This window comes from Paenibacillus sp. GCM10027627 (assembly GCF_042675505.1).
In the GTDB taxonomy this organism is placed as follows: Bacteria; Bacillota; Bacilli; order Paenibacillales; family Paenibacillaceae; genus Pristimantibacillus.
In genome coordinates this window covers 103,712-128,365 of sequence record NZ_JBHTHB010000007.1, presented here as the reverse complement: position 1 = coordinate 128,365, position 24,654 = coordinate 103,712, and the positions used below count along the sequence as shown (strand labels likewise).

Below are 24,654 nucleotides of genomic sequence, written 5' to 3'. Positions count from 1 at the left end.
GTCTGTCTATTCTACTATACCGCATGATCCACACGGGACATAACCGCCGTACGCATCTTCATAAGCGAAGCTGATGCCGCTTCTGGCGAATCGCTTTTTACGGCGAAATAAATTTTGATTTTCGGTTCCGTACCGGAAGGCCGCAGGCAGAACCACGATCCGTCCTGCAGCTTGTATTTCAGAACATTTTCGGGACGCAAGCCGTCAAGCCCCGCGCTGTAATCCAGCACTTCCGCAACGGATACTCCGCCAATCTCGGTTGGCGGATGATTCCGCCATTCGCTCATAATTGCTCCGATTTTCTGAACGCCGTCCAATCCCTTAAGCGTGCGGGACTCCAGCCCTTCCAAATAAAAGCCGAACTTGTCGTACAGCTCTTGAAGCACATCATACAACGTTTTGCCTTTGCTGCTGTAATAAGCCGCCGCCTCGCAAATGAGCAAAGAAGCCGCGATAGCATCTTTGTCTCTGGCATATGTGCCCGACAAGTAGCCATAGCTCTCCTCATAGCCAAAAAGGAAAGAACGCTCGCCCGTCGCTTCATAGCGTGACATTTTTTCCCCGATATACTTAAAGCCCGTTAACGTATTTTCAACGGAAACCCCGTAAAAATGAGCGATATCTGCGCCCATTTCGCTTGTTACGATCGTTTTAATGACCGTCCCGTTGCTTGGAAGCTCGCCGCGCTCTTGCAGCAAACTCAGCTTGTAATGCACCATAAGCGCACCGGATTGATTGCCTGTAAGCACAACGTATTGGCCGTCGTTGTTTTTGACAACGGCGCCCATACGGTCCGCATCGGGATCTGTACCGATAATGATATCTGCATCCGTCTTTGTTGCCAGCTCCACAGCCAGCTCGAACGCCTCACGCTCTTCGGGATTGGGAGATTTAACGGTACTGAAATAGCCGTCAGGCTTCTCCTGCTCGGCCACGACATGAACGTTGCGAAATCCGGCGCCGGCAAGCGCCTTACGTACCGGTTCATTGCCCGATCCGTGCAGCGGAGTGAACACAATGCCAAACTGTTTGCCGATTTCGCTCTCCAACAATGTTCGATTTAAGCTTTCGCCGATGACGGCTTCGTTATAATCCGAATCGGCCTCATCGCCAAGCCAAACGAGCAGTCCTTGCCCCTCCGCTTCCGCCCGCGACAAACGGCGGATGTCGCCAAAGTCAGAAATGCTGCCAATCGCTTGAATGACTTGCTCCGCATCTTCAGGTATAAGCTGACAACCGTCCGCTCCATATGCCTTGTACCCGTTGTATTCCGGAGGATTATGGCTTGCCGTAATAACAACGCCGCCGGAAGCGCCTAATGCGCGAACGGCGAACGATAGTTGCGGCGTAGGCCGCAAGCCTTTGAACAAATAAGTTTTAATGCCGTTCCCGGCAAACACCAGAGCGGAGTCCAAAGCGAACTCGGGCGAGTAATTGCGGGAATCGTGAGCGATGACAACAGACGGGCTCACCGCGTTGTTTTGCAACAGCAGCCAGTTTGCAAGTCCTTGGGTCGCTTTCCCAACCGTGTAGACATTCAATCTGTTCGTTCCCGCTCCCATAACGCCCCGCAAGCCGCCCGTGCCGAATTCCAAATCGCGGTAGAAACGGTCCGTCACTTCCTTCTCTTGACCGCCTATGGCGCGAAGCTCCTCTTTCGTCGCTTCGTCAATAAGCGGATCATTCAGCCAGGCGTCGTATCGCGCCTGAACGTCAACATTTGTGAACTGGCTCATTCGAAAACTCTCCTCCACCCCGGCATTAGCCCAAGTCTTTCTATATAAAAGAATTAAGAACGATCAGAAAGTGCAAACATCAATTCGCCTTCCGCTACGACTTTGTCGCCTACTTTCGCCGTTGCTTGTCCTTTGCCGATAGGCCCTTTCAAGCGCGTAATTTGAACTTCCAAAATTAAAGTGTCCCCCGGCTTCACTTGGTCGCGGAAGCGGAATCCGTCGATCCCGGCGAAAAAGCCCAGTTTGCCTTTATTGGCTTCCACCATCAGCATAGCCACGCTGCCGACTTGAGCAAGCGCTTCTACGATCAGAACACCCGGCATGACGGGATAACCTGGGAAATGTCCGACGAAATGCGGCTCATTCATCGTTACGTTTTTGAGACCGACGGCGCGAACGCCAGGTTCAACCTCCAAAATTCGGTCCACGAGCAAAAATGGAGGGCGGTGAGGAATAATTTCCTGAATTTGATTAATATCGAGCATAACTAAAAACTCCTTCCAAATGTTCAGTAGTATAAAACGGCGCTCTCTTAGCAAAACTATACTTATCCTTCATGATACTGCAGTTAGTGAGGGTTAAGATAAGGGGGCTTGGCTGGCGGTCTTGAAATGTCCATCGGCCAAGTCTCTTTCTGCCTTCTAAACATGTCCCGGCGGCGTCTTCGATCCGTTGTTCAACGATTGGTAAGAGGCCAGATATACGAAGGAAGTTGCAAAAGAAAACGCGATAACCCCCCATAAGTATGTACTGGCAAAAGGCGCCTCAAAAAAAATAAACATAATGGCGGCGTAGAACAAAACGGTCGTCAATTTTCCCATCCAGTTGGCAGGCACATTTTTTTTGCCGCGGAAATGGGTCAGCAGTCCTCCAGCTATCATACTCAAATCGCGGAAAAACATGGCTCCAGCCGCCCACCAAGAAATATAGCCTGCTATAACAAGCGACAAGATGACGGTAATCAGCATCAGCTTATCCGCGAGGGGATCCAGCATCTCGCCGACTGACGTCACTTGCCCATATCTTCTGGCTATGTAACCGTCCAGCACATCGGTCACTCCGGCCGCAACCACGACTAAAAAAGCCGGGATCATATGACCGCTGGCGAATATTCCGATATAAACGGGGATCAGTAAAAATCTCAATGCCGTCAATAGATTGGGCAAATTCAATCGCTCACACTCCTTAAACTCAGCCGGAATGTTCCACCATGGTTCCCAACTATTATAAACTACCTCTCCGAAAATGGAAACAAACTCAGGTCCAGCCTTGAAAGCAATGTATTGCAGCTTTTTATACTCTATGCTAGAATACTGACTGAACGTTCAGTATGTGTTCAGGGGAAGGAGGAGCGCATTGAGCAAAAAGCAAAAGCAGACAGAAGAAACTAAAGCCCGCATTTCGGAAGCGGCGACAGCCCTTTTCAGTCAAAAAGGCTTTCATGCGGCATCTATTGAGGACATCGCAGCCGCAACGGGCGTGAGCAAAGCCAATATTTATTACCATTTTAACAGCAAAGAGGGGCTTTTCCTCTATTTAATGGATCAATTTAGGCTGGAATGGAACGAAATGTGGGAAGTGGAAAAAACAAAGTTTTCGACTGTGACCGAATTGCTGTACGGCATGGTGGAAACAAGCGTTGAGCGAGGACTCCGGCATCCTTTAACTAGGGCTGCAAGGGAATTTGTTAAAGATGCTCAGGGAAAAAGTCCTGATATTAAAGAACAAATCGCGCTCAGGCATGAGGAGGGCCGGCAAATTTACCGCACCATTTTGGAACAGGGAATAACGGCCGGAGAATTCAAGCAAGGCAACGTCGACCAGCTTAGTCTCGTGATGGAATGTCTGTTCTGCGGAATTAATGAAGTTGTGCAGAACATGGAGCTGGATGAAGCCAAAAAATTGTACCGCACGGCTCTCGATTCCATTTTGATGGGTATTGCGGAGAGGCATTAAGAAAAAACTAAAATACAGACCGAAATCAAATCGGACCAGGATATGGAGGAACCATTTATGAATACCGCTGCGGCCGCTCCAGGTGCGGCTCCAATGGATTTAAGCAACATCAAAAGAATGCCTATTCTTATTTCGCTCATTATCGGAGCGTTTTTTTCCATTTTAAACGAAACGCTGCTCAACATTGCATTTGTTGATCTTCAGAAAGACTTCGGCGTACCTTATACGACCATTCAATGGCTGTCCACCAGCTACATGCTTGTAGTCGGCATTCTCATTCCCGCTTCCGCTTTGCTCGTGCAATGGTTTACAACAAGACAAATGTTTCTTGGCGCTATGATCCTGTTTGCAACCGGTACGCTCGTCTGTGCGATTGCGCCCGAATTTTACGTGCTGCTAATCGGCCGTGTTATTCAAGCTCTCGGCACAGGACTTATGCTGCCAGTCATGATGAATACTATTCTCGTGCTTTACCCGCCTGAAAAGCGCGGCGCCGCTATGGGAACGATGGGACTAGTCATTATGTTTGCACCAGCCATCGGCCCAACTCTGTCGGGACTTATTCTTCAAACGCTTCACTGGCGCTGGCTGTTTTATCTAGTCCTTCCCTTTGCGGTGTTTTCCATCATATTCGCCTACATCTTTTTGAAAAATGTATCCACCATCACCAAACCTAAAGTGGATATTTTATCGATACTGCTCTCAACTGTCGCTTTTGGCGGCATTGTATTTGGCTTCAGCAGCCTTGGCGAAGGACATGGGGGCTGGTCCAGCCCGCGCGTTTACTTGTCCGTTATCGCAGGTTCCATCGCTTTGCTGCTCTTTATTTGGAGACAGCTCGTTTCCAAGCAGCCGATTCTTGACTTAAGAGCGTTTAAATCACCGATGTTCTCCTACGGCACCGTACTGATCATCATTGTAATGATGTCTCTGTTCTCAACCTTGATGCTTCTGCCGATTCTTATGCAGCAAGGAATGGGACTCACAGCGTTCGCTGCGGGACTTGTCCTGCTGCCGGGCGGCATCCTGAACGGGTTCCTGTCCCCCGTGACCGGCAAACTGTTCGATAAGTTTGGACCGCGTGCGCTTGTTATTCCAGGTGCAGCTATTCTGGTAGTTGTCATGTATTTCTTTACCAAAATCACGTTGGATACAAGCCAAAGCATGATCATCCTGCTGCACTGCGCCATGAGCGTAGCGATGTCGATGATTATGATGCCGGCTCAAACCAACGGCCTTAACCAATTGCCTCGTCATTACTATCCGCACGGTTCGGCGATTATGAACACGCTGCAGCAAGTATCGGGCGCACTCGGCATCGCCTTTTTCGTTGGCGTCATGTCGTCCGGGACAGAACGTTATTTAAAATCTTCAAGCGATCCGACAGCAGTATCCGAAAGAGCAATGGCGCTTGGAGAAGGCGTTACAAGCGCATTCCAGCTTGGACTGATCTTTGCGGTCATTGCTCTTCTAATGTCTTTCTTCATTAAGCGGTCAAAAGCTCCAACCGAATAAACAATGGCACATCTAGCCCCTGACTATTCGAACACGTAACAAGAAGGGGCTGTCTTATTAAAAAAGCATGCTTGCGTGATGAAATCGCTCGTATGATTAGAAAACGCAAAAATATTGGAATGGCGATGTTGAGGGAATTCAGAACTATGACCTGCAAGATGGACACTTTGAAGATTGACCATCTTGCGGGTTACAGTTCAAGGAATCCCCGCATCGCCATTTCTCTTTTCTGTTTTCTCTTTCTGTTTTCTGTTTTTGGTCTAGAGCTTTCTTCTGGAGCAGAATGTTTGGGAGTGGGAGCCCCATCTAACCTGACCTCAAGACTTACTTCTACAGCAAAATGTACACTTGAAAGCCTCTAGAGGGACCTAGTGGTTTCTGGCACAACTAAATATCCAAAAGAGGGTTCAACGAGACCTCTAGTGGTTTCTCAAACAACTAAATATCCAAAAAGGGGCCTCGCGAGACCTTTAGTGGTTTCTGGCACAACTAAATGTCCAAAAGAGGGTTCAACGAGACCTCTAGTGGTTTCTCAAACAACTAAATATCCAAAAAGGGGCCTCGCGAGACCTCTAGCGGTTTCTGGCACAACTAAATGTCTAAAAGAGGGTTCAACGAGGCCTCTAGTGGTTTCTCAAACAACTAAATATCCAAAAAGGGGCCTCGCGAGACCTCTAGTGGTTTCTCACACAATTAAATATCCATATGGAGGTTCCACGAGCACTCCAGTGGTTTCTGGCACAACTAGATGTTCACAAGGCAGCCCCCGAGTACTCTAGTGGTTTCCGGCACAACTAATGTCCGCAGGAGCGTCACGAGCGCTCTATTGGTTCCTCACACAACTTCGTTCGCTTTGCAGTCATCGCTGTGCTTTTCCCCAAAAAACAATGTCCAACAAGCATGTCCCAAAAGGACATCGACGAGCAAGTCAGCCCCGCAGTAACACATGTAAAGCCAAAAAGCCTTCAAACCCAGTGGGTTCGAAGGCTTTTTATTACACAAGGGCTCTTGACCAGCCCCTTTATCTATAAACGGGTTTTCCTTATGATTCCGCAAAAACCAAGTCGTACAAATGGCGCCAAGTCGCCCACTCAAATACGTCTCCCTCAGGACCCTTGCCCAAGAAAACAAAGCCGAAATAAAGACCCGCCAGCAGCATGATGATCATAATAATCGGCACGATGCTTTTTCGGACAATCCACAAGCTGATCCTCGCCCATGCCGGACGTTCATAGTCGTCTTCTTCTTTGTCGCGTTCAGCCGGTCGTTTGGCCGGTTTTGCAACGGGAGACTCCGATTGCGACGACTGCAAATAACTTCTATGCCTTTGTGAACGGGCCAGCCCGCCGTTTATAGAACCCCTATCCGCAGAGCCTTCGCTTTTGCTATTATCCTGGGGCCGACTTTCGAAGTCTCTTCGACCGGAATGGATTCGATCGTCAGACATGCCTCTCACCTTCATTCCATCCTACGCGCGCATCGTATTGGCGAGGCCCATCATCGTTTCACTGGATGACAACGCCCTTGCCGCCAATTGATAAGCTCGCTGAACATTAATAAGCTCCGTCATCTCGTCCGTCATCTGAACGTTGGACTGTTCTAGATAGCCTTGTCGCAAAGCGATCCGATTATCCAAATCGGGAGTGATTTCCTGTACCACATCATCGACATTAATGCCGTCCGCGATAGTAAACAAATTGTCCGCAACAGCGGTCAGAGCCGCAGGGCGGGATGCTTGAAGCAGCTTGATGCTGCCCAAATTGATCGTGCCCTCCGAAGACACGCCAAGAACGCTTCCGTCCGCATTCACCTTCAAGCTGTAGCCTTCCGGCACAACGATGTTGCCCTCCGTCCTATTGCCGTTCGCATCCGTGATGACAGCGACAACAGGATAGCCTTCTTCCGTTGCCAAAATCGTATCACCGTTTGCAGCCATCGTCAACTGGAACGCCCCGTTTCGTGTATAGGCGCGGTTGCCTGCACCGTCCACTTCCACTTCAAAAAGCGCATTTCCTTCAATAGCAAGATCCGTCCCAAGCCCAGTTCCCGTAAGCGGTCCCTGCGACAAGTTGGGCTGAATCATAGACATCCGGGTACCCCAGCCTTGATTAAAGTCAAGCGGCGTTCTCCTGCCAGGCTGGTTGAAAGATTCGGGCTGTGCTTTTACATTGTTCAGCAGATCCTCAAAAGTCGCTTCTTTTCTTTTGTAACCTACCGTATTCAAATTGGCAATGTTGTCCGAAATGAGATCCAGCTTTTGCTGCAGCGCGTTCATCGACACCATTGCATTAATCATAGATGCGTTCATTTGGCGGGACTCCTCCTTAGGCTCATTTGCTCGGTGATGGCGCCTGCCCTACACTCGGCCAATTTCGTTAGCGGCCTTTTGCAAGCTTTGGTCATAGAATTGAATCACTTTCTGGTTCGCTTCATACGCGCGCAGCGCCGCCATCAAATCAACCGCAGATTGGGCGGAATCCACATTGGAACGCTCTACGTATCCTTGCCTTACTTCTATTCGTTCACCCGCTTCGATCGGTCTGGCCACTCCTTCATCCGCTACAAAGCGGAAATTGCCGTTTCCTTCGCGAACGAGGTCGTTCGGATTTTCGATGCGTGTAATGAGCAGTTGCGCCCCTATTTCCACTCCGTCGCTATCCACAAAACGCTGATCCTCCGTCAAAATAAGGCTGTCCAGCCCGACTCCGGGAGGTAGCTGAATTGGAGTGCCGCCTGTGCCAAGCACATTTGAGCCGTCGCTCGTCATGAGGAAGCCTTCGCCGTTCACTGTAAATTTGCCGCCTCTAGTATATCTGATTTCCCCTGCCGCATCCTGCACGGTAAAGAAAGCTTGAGGCTGGAACACCGCCTCCCCGTCAGGTCCGATCGTTTTGCCCGATTGGTCGAAGGCAAGTCCTTCTACTTCCAGGTTCGATACGAGAGCAAAGTCGGAGGATTGATTTGTCTGCGTCAGATCCCCTTGTAAATGAATCGACAGGCTTTCTTCCGCAAACACGCCGCTTGTCCACTGTCCGATAGGCGCTCTGTCCGCCCCGTCCACCCCCGTCATAGCGAGAAGCATTTCCGGGAAAGACCGCGTTACCGCATTGGTTTGCTTATAGCCTGGCGTATTGATATTGGAAATGTTATTGGTTACCGTATCATGGCGGCGCTGCTGGGCAATCATTCCTGATGCAGCAGTGTAAAGGCCTCTGAGCATGACAATCCTCCTCAAACGTTTGCTTGGCAAATGCGGCCGCAAACGCTGCTCACCTCATGCTTGCCAAGGCATCATGAGGTGAAGAGCGCTCGCCGCCGCTTCCGATAGTACATTCTATATTTTATATCGGCTTGCACCATTGCCGTCTGAATAGCGGTACGCTGCGACCTTAGAACCATTTCCGCCTCGGCGCGCCCCCCTAAGGCGCCCTACCCGCAGAGCTCCTCCGCAGCGCTGTTTTTATTTCCGCAATTTGTCCAGATTGTCCAGCAGGATGCCGGTTCCTTTGACGACGCAGTGCATAGGATCTTCCGCGATCAATACCGGAACTTTAAGCTCGTCCGCCAGCAGCGAATCGAGTCCGCCAAGCAGCGCTCCGCCGCCCGTCAGAATAACGCCGCGGTCGATTATGTCCGCAGACAATTCCGGAGGCGTCTGTTCCAGCACATATTTGGCCGCAGCTACAATCGACATGATCGGATCGCGCAGCGCTTCCCTTACTTCCCCAGAGCGGATCGTAACGGTGAGCGGCAAGCCCGAAACCATGTCGCGGCCGCGAATATCAATCTCTTCCTTGCGTCCGTCGTCATAGACCGTACCGATTTTGATTTTGATGTCTTCGCTTGTCCGCTCGCCGATGAGCAGCTTGTACTTCGTTTTAATGTACTTCATAATGGCATCGTCGAACTTGTCCCCCGCCACTTTAATGGAGGACGCCGTTACGATATCGCCCATGGAAAGAACGGCCACATCCGTTGTGCCGCCGCCAATATCCACGACCATATTGCCGCTGGGCTGGAATATGTCCATTCCAGCCCCTATTGCGGCAGCCTTCGGCTCTTCTTCCAAATAAACCTCTTTTGCGCCGCTGCGTTCAGCCGCTTCGCGGATCGCTTTTTGCTCCACGGAAGTAATGTTCGTCGGCGCGCAGATGAGAATGCGCGGACGGCTGAACCATTTGCGTCCGTCTATACGGTCAATAAACGATTTCAACATAATTTCCGTAATTTCGAAATCGGCAATAACGCCGTCCCGCAAGGGCCGAATCGCTATAATGTTGCCCGGCGTTCTTCCTACCATCCGGTGCGCGTCTTCACCGACCGCCAGCACCTTTTTTGTGTCGCTTTCAATGGCGACTACAGAAGGCTCGTCAAGCACGACGCCTTTTCCTTTCACATGAATGGATACATTGGCCGTCCCAAGATCAATCCCGATGTCCTTGCTTAGCATAAGGCTTAAGTCCCCCAACACGTAATGTTAACGTCAGCGTTCAAAATAGTTCTTCCACAGCTGGAAAAACCCCTAACGAACATTATTCGCCAAAAAGGACAAAAATCCTCTACAACTTGTAAAAATAAATCGGGATTTGCCGCAGCCTCTTTACACCTTGCCCGCAGCGAGCACCTCGCGCCGTTTTGCGCTCGTTTTTTTGTACTTAATCTTGGTCGCTTCACCGCCTCTAAGATGTCTGATCGACTTATGGTATTCGAGAATGTGCTTGACCTGATCGGCTAGATCGGGGTTAATTTCCGGCAGCCGCTCGGTCAAATCCTTGTGCACCGTGCTTTTGGACACGCCGAACTCTTTGGCGATCGTTCGCACCGTATGCTTCGTCTCCACGATGCAACGGCCTATTTTAATGGTTCGCTCTTTGATGTAATCGTGCACGTTCCCGCCTCCCTACTCGAGATAGTTTGGTACATTATATGAGTGGAGTGGGTAGATATTCGTTATGTCCAAGCGTGACAAGCCCGAAAGCGAATAATTTTTCAAAAAAAGGAAAAGCGGGCGAAGGAAATATCCTTCGCCCGCTTTTCTTTTGCACCGGTTTTTCTAGATGTTATTATTCCGCTATGTATGTTCCCGGGTTGATCGATTGTCCGTTGAGACGCGTTTCGAAGTGCAAGTGTACGCCCAGATCGCGTTCGGTATCGCTTCGTCCCGCTTGCGCGATAATTGTACCTTGCTTTACTTCGTCGCCTTCGCCCACTTGAACGTTAGTCAAGCTTTGGTATACCGTCACGAGGCCGTTCCCATGGCTGATCTCCACAATGTTGCCGTTCGTTGGATGCGTTTCAATAAGAGTAATCTTGCCGTCCAGAGCAGCCAAAACATCGAATGCTTCATTGTTAGGGTCAGCAAAGTCAATTCCCGTATGCGGCGTAAACGTGTTGCCTACTTGAACGAGAGCCGCTTCTCTTTCCGTTGCGCTCGCTTTAGAGTCATAGAAGTTGGTTTCGATTTGAAGTTCTTTGGCGCTGGCTACTGGCCACTTCATGTCTTCCGCGATTGCCGTTACTTCCTCTGACGTCTCTTCTTTGTTGCCGCCTTCTACTTGCTCGCCGCCTTGCGAAACTTCAGTAGATTCTTCCGTCGCCGTTGTCGGCTTGGCCGGATCCGATCCCTGATAGATCCACATTAAGGTTACGATAATTGCCGCCGCAGCCATGAAGATTGCTGGAGAAACCCATCGCTTTGCGAATAGTTTCTTCAGTCCGCTGCTAGAATTCGCGGCAGACGCTCCTCCCAGTGAGTTTTTGGGAGTTTCCTCTGGTCTTTGCTTTTGTTTGTTTTGATCATTCATTTTCTATCACCTCACTAGCCATTGTTGCCAGAAGTGCTAGGTTTATACGTGAGGCAATATCATTTTTTAAGAGGCTGTCCTCTCTGGAAGCTTCGAAGCTTGTTCAAGGCTTGCTCCGGTATAATAGTGAAGGAGGATGTCCGCCGCCGATTTCCCTTCTATCGCCATGCCGTTTGCCCCCCATTGACTCATGCCGACACCATGCCCAAGGCCGTATGTTTTGAGCTTAACGGTGTCACCTTCTATCTCCCATTCGAAATGAGAGGAAGCAAGTCCCATTCGTTCTCGCACCTCTCGTCCAGTGAACGTTTTCCCATTAATCTCAATCTCCTTGATACGTTTACCGTCCGTTCTCTCTTTCACTCCAATAGAGAGCTTGGACTTCGCCGGGAGACCCATAGCACGAAGGAAGCCCGCTTTGGTCACCTCTACCTCTCCCTCATATTTAGGAGACAGCCCTTTGTCCCAAGGACTCGCTACACTGCGCAAATAAGGCAGCGATTGTTCCCAATAATCTTCCGAGTTTTCGGTATATCCATTGCTCGTGGAAAAAAAGGCGGCTTCAATCGGCTTTCCGTTGTAAGTCAAAATAAGTCCCTTTGTTTCTTCTATCGCTTGCTCCAGCTTGGACAAATTCGCTCCTCTGGCCTCCTCCGTCCATCTGTTTTTCAGCTCATTCTTCGGCATATAAACCTGATGCTGTACCGTATCCAGCACATCAGCCTTGCCCTCCCGCTCGCCAGCGGACAATCTGCGCACAATATAGGTTCGTGCGGCGACAGCTTGCGCTTTCAACGCTTCCAATTCAAAATCGATAGGCATTTCTGCGGCAACGACGCCCATCACATAGGTTTCAAGCGGAATCGACTCCACTATTTTTTGTCCTGTCAAATAAACTCGTACCCTCTCGCCATCCAGCGCCGTCTTCAGCGGGACGCTCACGGCAACGGGCTTCCTTTCTTTCTGAGCCTTCTCAGCGGCGGGAGAAGGGATAGGCTTCACGGCTGGCTTAGACGATACCGAAGCTCCGTCCACATCCACAGTTCCGCTTGCCCGCACCACGCTTTCCGCCTTTTTTAATTCCGCTTTGACCGGCTCAAATGAAACTTCTGTGGCGCTCGCCCACAATTGCTGCAATCGCTCGTTTGAAACCGCTTGTGGCTGAACGATGCTAGAACGATACGACTCTTTTAAAAAGACTTCCATGCCAAACAGAAAAGCTCCAAGTAGAATTCCGGCTCCAAATACGGTCATGCCGCCTCTTAACCAAGCGGCTCCGCTTCCGCTTTTTGCAGCTAATTTCATTCTCATTTCGAATGAACCGCCCCCCTTCCAATGTGTGCCCGCAATCTCTCAACTCTTGTCCGGATAGTTCATTCTATGAGGCCGTCTACTAGGATAGAATCAAAATGAATATTCTCTAATCCCCATTGCACAACAAAAAAACGGGATATTCGCTTGATTCCGCAACAGCCTCTTCGGCTTTATGGAATCAAGCGATATCCCGCTTCGTTTTTGTTTTATGCCCAGGTCGGCTGCACTTTAAGTACGGCCACTTCCTTCTCCCTTTTGTAGGAGGATTCTCCGGCGCTTTTGGCTGCCGCTGCTTGGGCCATCGCCGGTTCCGGATCCGATTCTACGCGATGAATCAAAGCTCCAAGCGACGCCAGCTTGCCCGTAATGTCCACGTATCCGCGGTCCACATGATGAAGACCGGTCAATTCCGTTTCGCCTTCGGCACGAAGCGCCGCGCAGATCAGTGCGGCTCCGGCCCGAAGATCGGTGGCGCAAACTTTAGCTCCGCTCAGCGGCACGCCGCCCGTCACGATAGCCGTCCGTCCGTCGACTTTAATGCTGGCGTTCATCTTGTGGAACTCTTCCACATGCATAAACCGGTTTTCAAACACGGTTTCCGTAACCACGCTAGTTCCTTCAGACACGAGCAGCAACGCCATCATCTGGGATTGCATGTCGGTAGGAAAGCCCGGATGCGGAAGCGTCTTGACGTCTACCGCTTTTAGCGTCGTGGTGGAACGTACACGAATTCCGTTGTCGCTTTCCGTAATTTCAACGCCCATCTCCTGCAGCTTGGAAATAACCGGCGTCAGATGATCCGCGATCGCGCCTTCCACAAATACGTCGCCGCCTGTAATCGCGGATGCGATCATATAAGTGCCCGCTTCCACGCGGTCGGGAATGACATTGTGCTTAGCGCCCTTCATCCGCTCAACGCCCTCAATCCGAATGAGGCCGGTGCCAGCTCCGCGCACTTTTCCGCCCATTGCATTGATATAGTTGGCCAAATCGACGATTTCCGGCTCTTTGGCGGCATTTTCAATGACAGTCGTTCCATCGGCAAGCGCGGCGGCCATCATAATGTTTTCGGTGGCGCCTACACTTGCAACGTCGAGATAAATTTTTGCGCCTTTTAACCTCGATTTGACTGAAGCCTCAATAAATCCTTGACCGAGCGTAATTTCAGCGCCCATCGCCTCAAAGCCCTTCAAATGCTGATCGATCGGACGAGTTCCAATCGCACAGCCTCCTGGAAGGGAGATACGCACTTTGCCGATTCGGGCAAGCAGCGGACCCATAACGAGGAAAGACGCCCTCATCTTGCGGATCAGCTCGTAAGGAGCTTCATAAGAAGTAATTAGTGGTGCGGATACCCGCATCGTTTCATTATTATAAGTGATTTGCGCCCCTAAAGAAGCAAGCACGCTTTGAATCGTCATAACGTCGTCGAGGAGGGGAACGTCACAGATGACGCTATCTCCTTCCGTCGCTAATAATGAGGCAGCAAGAATGGGGAGCACTGCATTTTTTGCCCCGCTTACGCGGACCGTGCCCGTTAGACGCTGACCTCCGCGGACGATAATTTTAGTCATCTTTGTGTTCCCTCCGCGAATAGCAATTTCGGTTGCAAAATACATTTGCGCATGCGGATCGCCGCTTCGTCTTTACGACTCCACTGCCGCATCGCAATAGGGTGGAAAATGGATATAAACTGACAAATTTCGAGCGCATAACTAACCTTCATCTTACCATCAGGCTACATTAATCGACAAGGGAAATTTTATTACCATTTTTTTCTTTTGATAAGGGAAAAGCTAAAAAAGTACCCTTGCGGCGCTGTGGAGCCGCCTTCTGAGAGCTTATGGCCTAATCGGCCTTTCTGCTGGCAACAGTCCATCCTCCATCTTATCGACGGAATCGGACAAAAATTGAAGCGTTCTATTACCCATTGTTAACATGTTTCGCCGTTGTTATTCGACAAATCCCTTGAGCATAGCCGTGTAGTTCCAATATTGCAATATAAACTGGGCAAACAAATGACCTAAGCCAACGGCAATCAGCAATTGCAGCAAGCGCGCCTTGGAGCTGCGGGGAAAATGGAATACAGCGTCCCACTTCACTTCTCTAAGCAAAGTCCAAACCAAAAAAATGCTCACAAGTTCGATAACGATTGAGAACAATCCCGTCCAGCCTGTCATCGCAACCATATTGTTCATGAGATCGTCGCTCATATGTACGGCTCCTTCTGCTTGCCACTTAGTCTTTAACGAGTTCCATTAGCCTTGATAATAACGGAGAAGCAGCGAGGCAAACTCACCCCGGCTGGCCATCCCTTCCGGCAAAAACGAATTGTCCTTTACGCCTTGCAGCCCTCCTTCGGCTTTCATGGCGAAGACCATCGGCGTATACCACTCGCCAAGTGCCACATCCCGAAAAGGCTTTGCAATCGGCATTCGGGCCTTTACTCCATCGGCATAACCGATCATAACGGCCATCTCCGCCCGCGTAATGGGATCGTCCGGCTTAAAGCTGCCGTCTGGGTAACCCCTCGCCCAGCCCTTTTCCACCGCTTTATCAATCGATTCTTTTGCCCAATGGGACCCGCTTACATCCTTAAACCGAGGTTTTGAAAAAGAGCCTCCGATTGGCTTATAAGCATTCACAATCATGGCGACGGCTTCGGCCCGCGTAATATTTCGGTCGGGATAAAAACGGTAGCTTCCCCCGCCTTTGACGACATTCAGCGTGGAAAGCTCGGCGATGTCCTCTTTGGCCCAGTGATTCTTAATGTCTCTGAAGCCGGAGACCAGTTCCTCAGCCGTCATCTTGAGCCGGTAATATTGGCTGCTGAAAGGTTTGCTTGAAGTCAGCTTTAAGTAATAAAGACCCGGCTTCAGCACTTGCTCTGCCGTTTTCAGGCTGCCCTTGGAGCCGGAGCTTCCGGTTGTAACCGAAACGAGCCGTTTGTCATACCCCTGAAGCTGAAGCGGCGCAGCAGCCGGGATTCCCGAGACGCCAATGCTTACGATGCTCTCTTTAACAATCCGGAACTGGAACCAATCCGCATCGTCGGCTTTGTGAATGACGCCGCGGTATTCCGTTCCAGGCTTAATCAGCAGCGCTTCGTATGATTTGTCGTTCGGCTCATTCGGGTCCATCAGCTCCGGCGTATACTCGAGCTTTAGCGTATAGGAGCCGGCAACGGGACTCGCCTCAAGCGAAATCGCATTATGAACCCGTATCAAATATTGGCCCCGCTTTACGGATAAAAGAGGCGTCGCTTCGCTTTTTCCTTCTCCGTTTTCGTCGTAGAGCGTTAATTGCTCACCTTCGCGCTGCAGCGATAAGCCGGAATCGATCCGCACCGTATCGGCATCGAGCGTCAGCCGAAGCTTCCCGTCCTGCGCAAAGGTTACGGAGAACCAGTCGCGATCGGCCGTTTGATGAAAGTTCCCTTTGACAGATCCCGTTTTTGGCTCCAGCTTAAACGCATGCGAAGTTTGGTCATTCGGTTCATATTTATCCGGCAGCACTGTAAAAGCCGACGTTAGAGAAAAGGAAAGCGGCTCTTTGGCGTTAGGACTGGCGAACTGCACGTATATATGCTGTTTGCCTTTTTGGACGCTAAGCTCCATCTCTTTGGTGGAAAGCTTTATATCTTCGCTTTTTTGCGTTTTGCCTCCCGCAACATGAGTAACCCGCACGACGGGAACGGCTTTGCCAGGTGCAATCAGCGCTTTAAATTGAAGCTTCAGCTTGCCGTTATCCGGTGCATCGAGGACAAACCAATCACGGTCTTTGACGCCCTCTAGCTGCCCGATTACCTCTCCCGGGACAGGGAAAGCGGACGCTTCGCCCATCGTCTCGTTAGGTTCATGAATGTCGGCAACCGGCTCTGCGGATACGGCTTGATCAATTCGGAGAGCGCCATATCCCGATGCCTTATCCGCACCTTTCGCTCCAACATCTTTGGCAGTCCCCTTGAGCAATTCTCTCACTTGGTAAGGTTTATAGTCCGGATGTCTAGCCAAAACCAGTGCGGCGGCCGCAGCGACTTGAGGAGCGGACATCGACGTGCCTTCCTCCTGCTTGTAGCCGCCGCCGAGCGCGGTCGTATACACATTCCAAGGCGCCATCAGGTCCAGCTCGGGACCGGGATTGGAGCTGCGGTGCGGGCTGCCGCCCGCTTGCAGGCCTCCTACCGCAAGTACGGTCGGATAAGCAGCCGGATATTTGACGGCGGCTTTGTTGCCTAGCGACGCCCCGTCATTGCCTGCTGCCGCTACTAGAAGCACTCCTTTATTTTCTGCGTATTGCACAATATCTTGCATGTAAGGTGAATATCGATACAGGCCAACAGACATAACTACAATTTTGGCTCCGCTGCGCACCGCGTAAAGAATGCCTTCGCCCAAATGCTGCTCGGTGCCATCCCCCCACTGATCCAGCGCTTTAATCGGCATCAGCTTGGCATTCCAAAGAATGCCGGAGCCTCCGATGCCATTATTGCCCTTTGCCGCCAAGACGCCAGCAACGCTGGTCCCGTGGCCGTTGTCATCCTCGGGCGGCTTTTTGGGACTGATCAGATTGGTTCCCGGCACCAAGTTATCTTTTAAATCGGGATGATTGGTATCGACTCCCGTATCCACTAAGGCAATGATAAGCTCCTTCTGATCTCTTACCGTCTCCCAAGCCTTAATCGCGCCAGTTTGAACCAGATGAGGCTGCTTCGCTAATTCAGGATCGTTCGCGACATGCTCCTCCTGCACAGCTTGAAGCGCGCTGGCGGGCTGACCCGCTGCCTTGCCCGCTTGGCCGGCTTCGCCGTCTTGAACTTCCTCTTCGGCCTTCCCCTCCGTCTGCTCCCCTGGTTGCAAAGAAAGAGCCTTTGCCGCCCCAGAAGCTTCCGTTATCCCAAGAACTTTTATTTTTCCGTTGGGATGCACATAAGAGACGCCAGGCTCGCCGCGCAGCCGGGCGAGCCAAGCTTCGAGGTCCTCGCCCGTACCCTGGGCGGGACGCACCACTTCCACCGCCGCTTCACTTTGGCGGTGGAGCACTTCGACCCCGCGCAGCTTATGCGCGTCCGCGGGGGAAGCCCATTTGAGCAGCCAGCTTTGCGGCTGCTCCAAGGCGCCTTCGGCGCCGGCCGCCGCCAAGCCTTGCGGGGCGGCTTGCGCCGTAGGCGCATATGCGGGAGCGGGAGCTCCGGGGGCAATGCCCCCGAGCGCTGCGCTCCCGAGCAGCAGCGCAATCAGCGCGCGGAGCGTTAGCCCGCGCGCTGATTGCGCGAAACTGCGGGCTCCCCCGCCACGGGCGGGGAGCCTGTAGCCATGTCGGCCGCGCGGCTTGGCGGCGCGGCCGGTATTCCCATCGCGATTCGCCGGACATCGGCTTTCGCGATTGTTATTTAAGAGAAACATTCGAATCATATTCATCGTCTTCTGCCTTCAAAACGTATTTCATTAATTATTCGGTTAACGAACACGTTTCCCCTTCTTTCATTTTCAGAAAAGAGGACATCGCCCAGACGAATTTCACACAATCATAGAATTCGGGGGCAAAACGCCGTTTCTGACCGTAGGAAATAAAATAGATAGACCATTTTGCCTGTGTATCTCTTCTCCTATAAAAACTTTATCCCCTCTCGCAGACCGGGCATTAGCCGCTGCGCTTCCCTCTCTCAATACCCCCTTTCCACCTATATGAAACACACCGCAAAAAAAGAAGCCCTTAGCGCAGCCTGATCGTGCTCCAGCGATACAGGCTTTGCATATTTGAGCTTCTTTCTAGCCAATATTATGGCCATCTAAATCACTTGCCATTATCCTATTGGCTCGACCGTTTCAAATACAAAATAAACAAAGTCTATAAAAAGATTCGGGAACAAACCGAGCAGCAGAGTCGCGAGCGCACAGCTCCATACGACAATCCCGATCGGCAAAGGCATCTCCACTTTTCCTTCCGGATCGCCGATCCCGCCCTCCAAATCCGCTTCCTCCGTATAGCCTCCGATATCTTCAGCCGATCGCTCTGAGAAACCCTCGCCAAAGGGCTTATACGATTCAAACTCGGAAGCGCCTGCGGCCTCACGCTTATAGATTTCGGCAGTCCCTCCAGCGCCGATTCTCATATACATTTGACGAATAATGCCAAAGTAGAAATAATACGAAATGACGCTGCTCAGTACCATCACAATAGCCAGCCAATACTCTTCTGACCTTACAACGTTAAGCAAAATATACGCCTTGCCAAAAAATCCAGCCGAAATCGGCAACCCTGCAAGCGACAAAATGAAGATCGTCATTGCCACAGCAGTCCAGGGCGCTCGATAATATAGGCCCCCATAAGATTTCAGCTCGTCATGCCCGGAAGCTCTGCTTACCGCGGTATGAACTGCAAACGCTCCAATGGTCATCAGCAAGTAAACGAGTAAATAAAACGAAATGTTGGACATGGCCCCGATACCGAAATTGACGGTCAGCGACACCACTAGAAAACCGGCATTAGCCACTCCGGAAAGCGCGAGAAGCCGCTTCGTGTTTTTTTGCCTCAGTGCCGATAACGTACCGATTAACATAGATGAAGCTGCAATCAGTTGCAAACCAAATAAAAAATCATCAGCAAAATAAGAGAAAGGATAGTCCATTCTCATCAATGCTTGAGAGAACTCTGGAAAGCTAGTATAAAAGAGTAATCGAAAGATAGTCGCCACAGCCGCTCCTTTAGACACAACCGTCAAAAAAGAAACGATTGGCGTAGGCGCCCCTTGGTACACATCCGGCGCCCAAACATGGAAAGGAGCAGCCGCTATTTTTATGGCAAGGCCAACAATAATAAATCCCAAACCTACCGCAGCGAGAAAATGCCGATTCGATATGGCGGTCGCAAAATCAACTGCGGATAACTGCAAAGTACCCGTTGCCCCGTAAAGATAGGACATCCCGAACAAAATAAAGGCTGATGCAATGCTTCCGACAACAACATATTTAAAAGCAGCTTCGGCAGATAAATAAGATTTTTTGCGCAGCCCCGTCAGTATGTATGTCGAGATACTAAGCAGCTCCAGCCCGATATACAAGGTCATCAAATGAGCTGAAGAGGCCATCGTCATCGCCCCTATTACAGCAGGCAGAAGTAAATAAAAATATTCGCCTTTGTCCGTAATGGCTTTATCCTGTCCGACCGATCCCATACTTACAAGAACAATTAACGCTGTGGCCGCCAAAAATAGCAATTTAAGCAAGCTTGCAAAATCATCCACCATATAACTGTCGTTCAGAATGGAGATCGTGTCGACCGGATCGCTGCCGTTCATATTCATTAATCGCAGCAGGACTAGAATAAATGCGCCAATTAAGGCGGTTAGAGTCAATCCGCCGACCCATGTCCGGCTAACCGATTTGGGAAGGAACAGATCGAGCAAAATAAGCAGCACGAACCATATGCCAAGCGCCAGCTCGGGAGCCATAACCAGCAGATCGGATGCCGTTAAATTTAAAACCTTGTCATCAGTCATGGCTTAACCTCCGGCCTTATGGCGTGTAATTGCTCCATTATTCCAGCCATACTGATTTCGATTGTATCCGTCAGCACGGAAGGATAACAACCAAGCAGCACGATAAATGCCAGCAGTACAATCATCGGAAAAGCCTCGATAAATCTTGTATCCCTCAAAGCTGCGAAGCTCTCCTTCTGAGGGCCAAAGGTGATCTTCATTACGCTTCTAAGCATATAAACCGCTGTTAGAATAATGCCGATCACGGCTGCAGCCGCCAGCCACTTCTCCGTTTCAAACAAGCCGAGCAAAGACAACAGCTCTCCAACAAAACCGGACAGTCCAGGCAGGCCGAGCGAAGCAAGTCCCGCCGTCAGCAGCACGCCGCTCAAAAAAGGCATGGACCTAGCAAGGCCCCCCAGTTGCGGCAGCTCTGTAGTGCCCGTTCTCTCGTAAAGGCTGCCCACAATTAAAAATAGAAGCGCCGATATAAGGCCATGAGAGACGAGTTGGAACACCGCTCCTTGAAACCCCAGTTCGTTAAACGAAGCTAGCCCGATTAAAACGATACCCATATGGCTGATGGAAGAGTAAGCCAGAACGAGCTTAAACTCCTGCTGCCGAAAAGCCAATATCGCTCCGTACAGCAAGCTGGCAACACCTAACCCCGCCATTGCAGCAGAAAACTCTCTTGCCTGCTCCGGGAATAGAAACAGGCCAAATCGGATTAATCCGTATGCCCCCATTTTAAGCAGAACCGCAGAGTGAATCATGACGACAGCGGGAGGAGCCTCCTTATGTACTTTAAGCATCCACGTATGGAAAGGAATAATGGGGAGCTTGATTCCAAAGGCGACGAGAAGCATCGTAAATAGCGCCCACTTCTCACCTTTATCTAAATGGAATGTATCAACAATTGAAGCTTGAGAAGGAGAGAAATTGACATACGCCGCAGGGTCGGCCAGATTGGCCGCTATAACATCATAACTGGCGCTAAAAAATGCTTTTTCAGCTTCCAAATCAACAGTTAAGCCGGCAGTATAAATTAAAATGACAAAAACGATGAGCATAATGGCCGAACCGATGCCGTTATAAATCAGAAACTGGTTGGCTGCTCGTTCCCTGTTGTAATAGCCCCAGACACCAATAAGGTAATACATAGCTACTAGAGTAATCTCGAAAAAGACAAAAAACAGGATCAAATCTCTCGCCATAAATACGCCGATCATTCCAAACTCCAATACAAAAAACCAAATATAAAACGATTTCCAACGCTTTTTTATATGAACCGACGCAAATGCGGCAAGTGCGGTTACCAGCACGGTCAACAACAGCAGCGGCAAAGATAGTCCGTCTATATCCAGATAATATTGGAAAATAGTGCTTTCTCGAAACCGGATGAACCATTCCATCCAAACTGTGTATTCTTTATAGCCTTCTCCGCCGCCATACTTGTTATAGTCTGCAAACAGCCAAAACGACAAGGCGAGCGGAACGAGCGACGCCACTATAGCCGACGTTTTAAGGGAGCCCGCTCTATGCTTAGGAAGCAATAAAACAAGGGCAAGGCCTAACAGTGGCGACAGCAAAATGATCGAAAGAATCGGAATGTCCTGAAGCAAACTCATGACAGCATCCTCCTTCCGATAATAACGAGCACGATAACGACAAATCCAAGCACCGACACGACGCCGTAAGTTTGAACCTGCCCGTTCTGGAGCTTAACGAACAGCTTGCCCGCCCCGCTCGCCGCACACCCGATGCTTTTGACCGCACCGCCCACAATCCATTGATCAAAGGCGGAGAGCGCATCCCCGATTCTTTTGAGAGGTTTTACAAAAATAACGGCATACAGCTCGTCGATAAAATATTTCCTCTCTAGCAATCGTAGGAGAGCAGGAGCCCTCTCGGTCCCAAAGGAAACGCTGGCATCACCCGCTTTGCTTTTCCCATATAGCAGCCACCCCGCCAAAATACCAAGCAGTCCTGCCGCAACGGAAGCCGCAATGGCTGCCGCGCTGGCATGATGGGCTTCCTCTCCGCCCGTCAACCATGAAGTGAGCCAGCCGTTCCAAGGCGTTTCCACAAAACCCGCCGCAATCGCGAATACTGCCAGTACGATAAGAGGGATGGTCATAACGGTCGGAGACTCCTTTGCTGTCTTCGCCTCATTCGTCTTATGCCGGTTGTCTCCGCCGCTGCGGGTCTGGCCCAAAAATACTAGAATAAACAATCTAGCCATATAGAGCGCCGTCAAAAACGCCCCTGCGACCGCAACCGCAAACAACAGCGGATTTTCCTCCAGCGCCACCGCCAAAATGGCATCCTTGGACCAAAATCCGGACAGCGGAGGGATGCCTGCAAGTGCAAGAGTGCCGATGCCAAACGTCCATGACGTAATCCGCATTTGAGAGCCTAGACCGCCCATTTCTCTTATGTTTTGAGTATGTACGGCATGGATGACGCTTCCCGCTCCCAAAAATAATAGCGCTTTGAAGAAGGCATGAGTAAATAAGTGAAAGATGCCTCCCGTGAGCGAACCGAGACCAAGCGCAAGCATCATATACCCTAATTGACTGACGGTAGAATAAGCTAATATTCGTTTAATATCGGTCTGTACAATAGCGATGGAAGCGGCAAAAATAGCGGTAAACGCTCCGACATAAGCGACCGTATTCATAGCGGCTTCCGAGGCGATGAAGATCGGATAAGTCCGGGCGATCAAAAAGACGCCTGCGGCTACCATTGTTGCTGCGTGGATGAGCGCACTGATCGGCGTAGGCCCCTCCATCGCGTCAGGGAGCCAGACATGGAGCGGGAACTGCCCCGATTTGCCGACCGCGCCGAGGAAAATGAGCAGCGCAATGAGCGTTGTCACTCCGTCGGTAATCGTGCCGCCCTGTCCTTCAAACACGCTTTCGATCATCGTAAAGCCAAGCGCGTGATCCGGCATATACCAGAATAGAAGCAGAATGCCGATTAATAGCCCGGCATCGCCAATACGCGTGACGATAAACGCTTTTTTTGCAGCTGCTTTTGCCGCAGGTTTTGCATACCAGAAGCCAACCAGCAGAAAGGAGCATACGCCCACCAGTTCCCAGAAAATATAGAGCGACAATAAATTGTCGGATAAAACGAGGCCAAGCATGGAGAAGGTGAACAGCGAAACATAGCCGTAGAAGACGGTAATTCTTTCATCGCGGCTCATATAGCCGGCAGAATACACGTTGACGAGAAAGCCGACCAGCGTGACCACCACCAGCATAAGCGCCGTTAGGTTAGTCACCTCGAACCCGACGCTGAGCGTGAAGCGGCCCGTCGAAATCCAGTCGATGCCATAGCTGTAGTCGACCGCATTCGGCTTTAGCCTCTCTATCAGTATTAGAATAGAAGAAACTAGGGCAGCCAGCGAGCCGAGAGAACCGATCCAAACGCCGGTTTTGCGAAAGCTTTTCCCAAACGCCGTAATAATCAGAAAGGAGAGCAGCGGAAACAACGGAATGATCCAAGCGGTTTTGGCAAAGGGGTCCATGGGTACGCTCACCTCCTCATTTTGTTGAACGCGTCCACTAGAACCGTGCCCCGGGCGCGGAACAACGCAATAATGATCGCAACGGCTACCGCCACTTCCGCTGCGGCTACCGCAATTGTAAAGATAGAGAAAACCTGACCGGCCAAGGAAGGGACCATTCCGTATTTGGAGAAGGCAATCAGGTTAAGGTTCACGGCATTGAGCATCAGTTCCAAGGAAAGAAGTACGATAATCGCATTGCGTTTGGCAAGCGCCCCATAAAGCCCGATACAAAACAATATGGCGGCTAAAGTCAAATAGGAGGCCAGCATTTAATCTCCCTCCTTCTTGGCTAGAGCGATTGCACCGATAAATGCCACCGTCAACAAGATGGAAAGCAGTTCAAACGGGATCAAATATTCGGTAAACAACAGCTTGCCGATTTCCAGCGTATTTTGTTCAGGCAGCTTAACGGTACTGGCACTGGAATGGATGGAGGCTGCAAATTGGGATCGCTCCGATACAAAATCGGTAGACCTAATCGCATAATACAACAGGCCGAACAAACTTAACGCGCCAACCGCTACAAGCGCCTCATGCAGCTTCCTTGGCTTTTCCGCTCCCTGATCGTTATGGCTCGTCATCATAATTCCGAAAATCATTAATATAGAGACGGCACCAGCGTAAATAAGCACTTGGACGAACGCAACGAATTCCGCATCCAGAAGTACGTAAAGGCCAGCAAATCCTAGAAAAACGGCAGCCATGGAGACGACCATATGCACCACTTTCGTCAGGCTGATCATCAAAACCGCCCCGCCGATCATAATCGCCGCAAATACGAAAAAAGCGACAGAATGTCCTGTTAGATCGAAATTAGGCAATTATTTGGCGCCCCCTTTTGGCGCACCGATATTGTTGTTGTCCTGACGGACAAGCGTGTTGTTGTCGGTAAGCCACTGTGCGTCTTTGTAAAGCTCATCTCGGCTGTAGGAAGCCAGTTCGAATTGGTTAGTCATGACGATCGCTTCCGTTGGACAAACCTCCGTACAGAGGTCGCACAAGATGCAAATTTCAAAATTGATATCGAACGTGTCGATCACTTTTCCCCGCTTCTCGGGATCGGGATTGGGCTTGCCCGTAAGCGTAATACAATCGGTCGGACAAATCCGGGCGCACTGATTGCATACGATGCACAGCTCCGGTATAAAATGCTGGATGCCGCGAAAGCGGTCGGGCATATGGATGGGTTCGTCGGGGTAATTTGTGGTCACTTTAGGAGCGGTCAACGACTTTAAAGTGACGCCAAGTCCTTGCAGCAGTCCGTTCATTCGCTTC

The 24,654-nt window shown here is 50.6% G+C and carries 21 protein-coding genes; 2 read left to right on the top strand and 19 right to left on the bottom strand.

Going from position 1 to position 24,654, the window contains the following annotated elements:
• Positions 1-14 precede the first annotated feature (14 nt).
• From ACFQZE_RS21725 to ACFQZE_RS21715, 3 genes are all read right to left on the bottom strand, one after another.
• A complete protein-coding gene (locus ACFQZE_RS21725; protein ID WP_379361013.1) occupies positions 15-1,736 on the bottom strand; it encodes a phospho-sugar mutase in 1,722 nt (573 codons plus the stop codon).
• Between the two features lie 53 nt (positions 1,737-1,789).
• Entirely contained in the window at positions 1,790-2,221 is a 432-nt protein-coding gene (fabZ, locus tag ACFQZE_RS21720) for a 3-hydroxyacyl-ACP dehydratase FabZ (RefSeq protein WP_379361011.1), read from the bottom strand.
• Between the two features lie 156 nt (positions 2,222-2,377).
• A complete protein-coding gene (locus ACFQZE_RS21715) occupies positions 2,378-2,908 on the bottom strand; it encodes a CDP-alcohol phosphatidyltransferase family protein (protein ID WP_379361009.1) in 531 nt (176 codons plus the stop codon).
• A gap of 184 nt (positions 2,909-3,092) precedes the next feature.
• On the opposite strand from ACFQZE_RS21715, the gene ACFQZE_RS21710 reads away from it, so the two are divergent.
• Both ACFQZE_RS21710 and ACFQZE_RS21705 read left to right on the top strand, forming a co-directional pair.
• Positions 3,093-3,692: a TetR/AcrR family transcriptional regulator gene (locus tag ACFQZE_RS21710; protein ID WP_379361007.1), complete on the top strand. Its 600-nt coding sequence runs from the start codon at positions 3,093-3,095 to the stop codon at positions 3,690-3,692.
• Positions 3,693-3,785: 93 nt separating this feature from the next.
• Positions 3,786-5,207 (top strand): MDR family MFS transporter, encoded by a 1,422-nt coding sequence (locus ACFQZE_RS21705; RefSeq protein WP_379361150.1) that lies wholly within the window; start codon positions 3,786-3,788, stop codon positions 5,205-5,207.
• 1,042 nt (positions 5,208-6,249) lie between these two features.
• On the opposite strand, the gene ACFQZE_RS21700 is transcribed toward ACFQZE_RS21705, so the two are convergent.
• From ACFQZE_RS21700 to nuoI, 16 genes are all read right to left on the bottom strand, one after another.
• A complete protein-coding gene (locus ACFQZE_RS21700; protein WP_379361005.1) occupies positions 6,250-6,654 on the bottom strand; it encodes a DNA-directed RNA polymerase subunit beta in 405 nt (134 codons plus the stop codon).
• Positions 6,655-6,675: 21 nt separating this feature from the next.
• The gene (locus tag ACFQZE_RS21695) at positions 6,676-7,515 is read right to left on the bottom strand and encodes a flagellar hook-basal body protein (RefSeq protein WP_379361003.1); all 840 of its coding nucleotides are present in this window, start codon (positions 7,513-7,515) and stop codon (positions 6,676-6,678) included.
• A gap of 48 nt (positions 7,516-7,563) precedes the next feature.
• A complete protein-coding gene (locus ACFQZE_RS21690; RefSeq protein WP_379361001.1) occupies positions 7,564-8,427 on the bottom strand; it encodes a flagellar hook-basal body protein in 864 nt (287 codons plus the stop codon).
• 240 nt (positions 8,428-8,667) lie between these two features.
• Positions 8,668-9,657 carry a rod shape-determining protein MreB gene (mreB, locus tag ACFQZE_RS21685; RefSeq protein ID WP_379360999.1) on the bottom strand — a complete coding sequence of 330 codons (990 nt, stop codon included), beginning with the start codon at positions 9,655-9,657 and terminating at the stop codon, positions 8,668-8,670.
• Between the two features lie 150 nt (positions 9,658-9,807).
• The gene (gene spoIIID / locus ACFQZE_RS21680) at positions 9,808-10,095 is read right to left on the bottom strand and encodes a sporulation transcriptional regulator SpoIIID (protein ID WP_379360997.1); all 288 of its coding nucleotides are present in this window, start codon (positions 10,093-10,095) and stop codon (positions 9,808-9,810) included.
• Positions 10,096-10,270: 175 nt separating this feature from the next.
• The gene (locus ACFQZE_RS21675; protein ID WP_379360995.1) at positions 10,271-11,011 is read right to left on the bottom strand and encodes a peptidoglycan DD-metalloendopeptidase family protein; all 741 of its coding nucleotides are present in this window, start codon (positions 11,009-11,011) and stop codon (positions 10,271-10,273) included.
• A 66-nt stretch (positions 11,012-11,077) separates the two neighbouring features.
• Positions 11,078-12,322, bottom strand: a complete 1,245-nt coding sequence (spoIID, locus tag ACFQZE_RS21670; RefSeq protein WP_379360993.1) for a stage II sporulation protein D — start codon at positions 12,320-12,322, stop codon at positions 11,078-11,080.
• A 209-nt stretch (positions 12,323-12,531) separates the two neighbouring features.
• Positions 12,532-13,899 (bottom strand): UDP-N-acetylglucosamine 1-carboxyvinyltransferase, encoded by a 1,368-nt coding sequence (murA, locus tag ACFQZE_RS21665; protein WP_379360991.1) that lies wholly within the window; start codon positions 13,897-13,899, stop codon positions 12,532-12,534.
• Positions 13,900-14,277: 378 nt separating this feature from the next.
• Entirely contained in the window at positions 14,278-14,538 is a 261-nt protein-coding gene (locus ACFQZE_RS21660; protein ID WP_379360989.1) for a DUF1146 domain-containing protein, read from the bottom strand.
• 45 nt (positions 14,539-14,583) lie between these two features.
• Positions 14,584-17,745 carry a S8 family peptidase gene (locus ACFQZE_RS21655; protein WP_379360987.1) on the bottom strand — a complete coding sequence of 1,054 codons (3,162 nt, stop codon included), beginning with the start codon at positions 17,743-17,745 and terminating at the stop codon, positions 14,584-14,586.
• Between the two features lie 386 nt (positions 17,746-18,131).
• A complete protein-coding gene (locus ACFQZE_RS21650) occupies positions 18,132-19,826 on the bottom strand; it encodes an NADH-quinone oxidoreductase subunit N (RefSeq protein WP_379360985.1) in 1,695 nt (564 codons plus the stop codon).
• Entirely contained in the window at positions 19,823-21,433 is a 1,611-nt protein-coding gene (locus ACFQZE_RS21645) for a complex I subunit 4 family protein (RefSeq protein ID WP_379360983.1), read from the bottom strand. Before ACFQZE_RS21645 ends, ACFQZE_RS21650 begins: the two co-directional genes overlap by 4 nt.
• The gene (gene nuoL, locus ACFQZE_RS21640; protein ID WP_379360981.1) at positions 21,430-23,337 is read right to left on the bottom strand and encodes an NADH-quinone oxidoreductase subunit L; all 1,908 of its coding nucleotides are present in this window, start codon (positions 23,335-23,337) and stop codon (positions 21,430-21,432) included. The genes ACFQZE_RS21645 and nuoL overlap by 4 nt, the downstream gene beginning before the upstream one ends.
• An 8-nt stretch (positions 23,338-23,345) precedes the next feature.
• Positions 23,346-23,648: an NADH-quinone oxidoreductase subunit NuoK gene (gene nuoK, locus ACFQZE_RS21635; RefSeq protein ID WP_379360979.1), complete on the bottom strand. Its 303-nt coding sequence runs from the start codon at positions 23,646-23,648 to the stop codon at positions 23,346-23,348.
• Positions 23,649-24,200 carry an NADH-quinone oxidoreductase subunit J gene (locus ACFQZE_RS21630; protein WP_379360977.1) on the bottom strand — a complete coding sequence of 184 codons (552 nt, stop codon included), beginning with the start codon at positions 24,198-24,200 and terminating at the stop codon, positions 23,649-23,651.
• A complete protein-coding gene (nuoI, locus tag ACFQZE_RS21625; RefSeq protein WP_379360975.1) occupies positions 24,201-24,647 on the bottom strand; it encodes an NADH-quinone oxidoreductase subunit NuoI in 447 nt (148 codons plus the stop codon).
• Positions 24,648-24,654 lie beyond the last annotated feature (7 nt).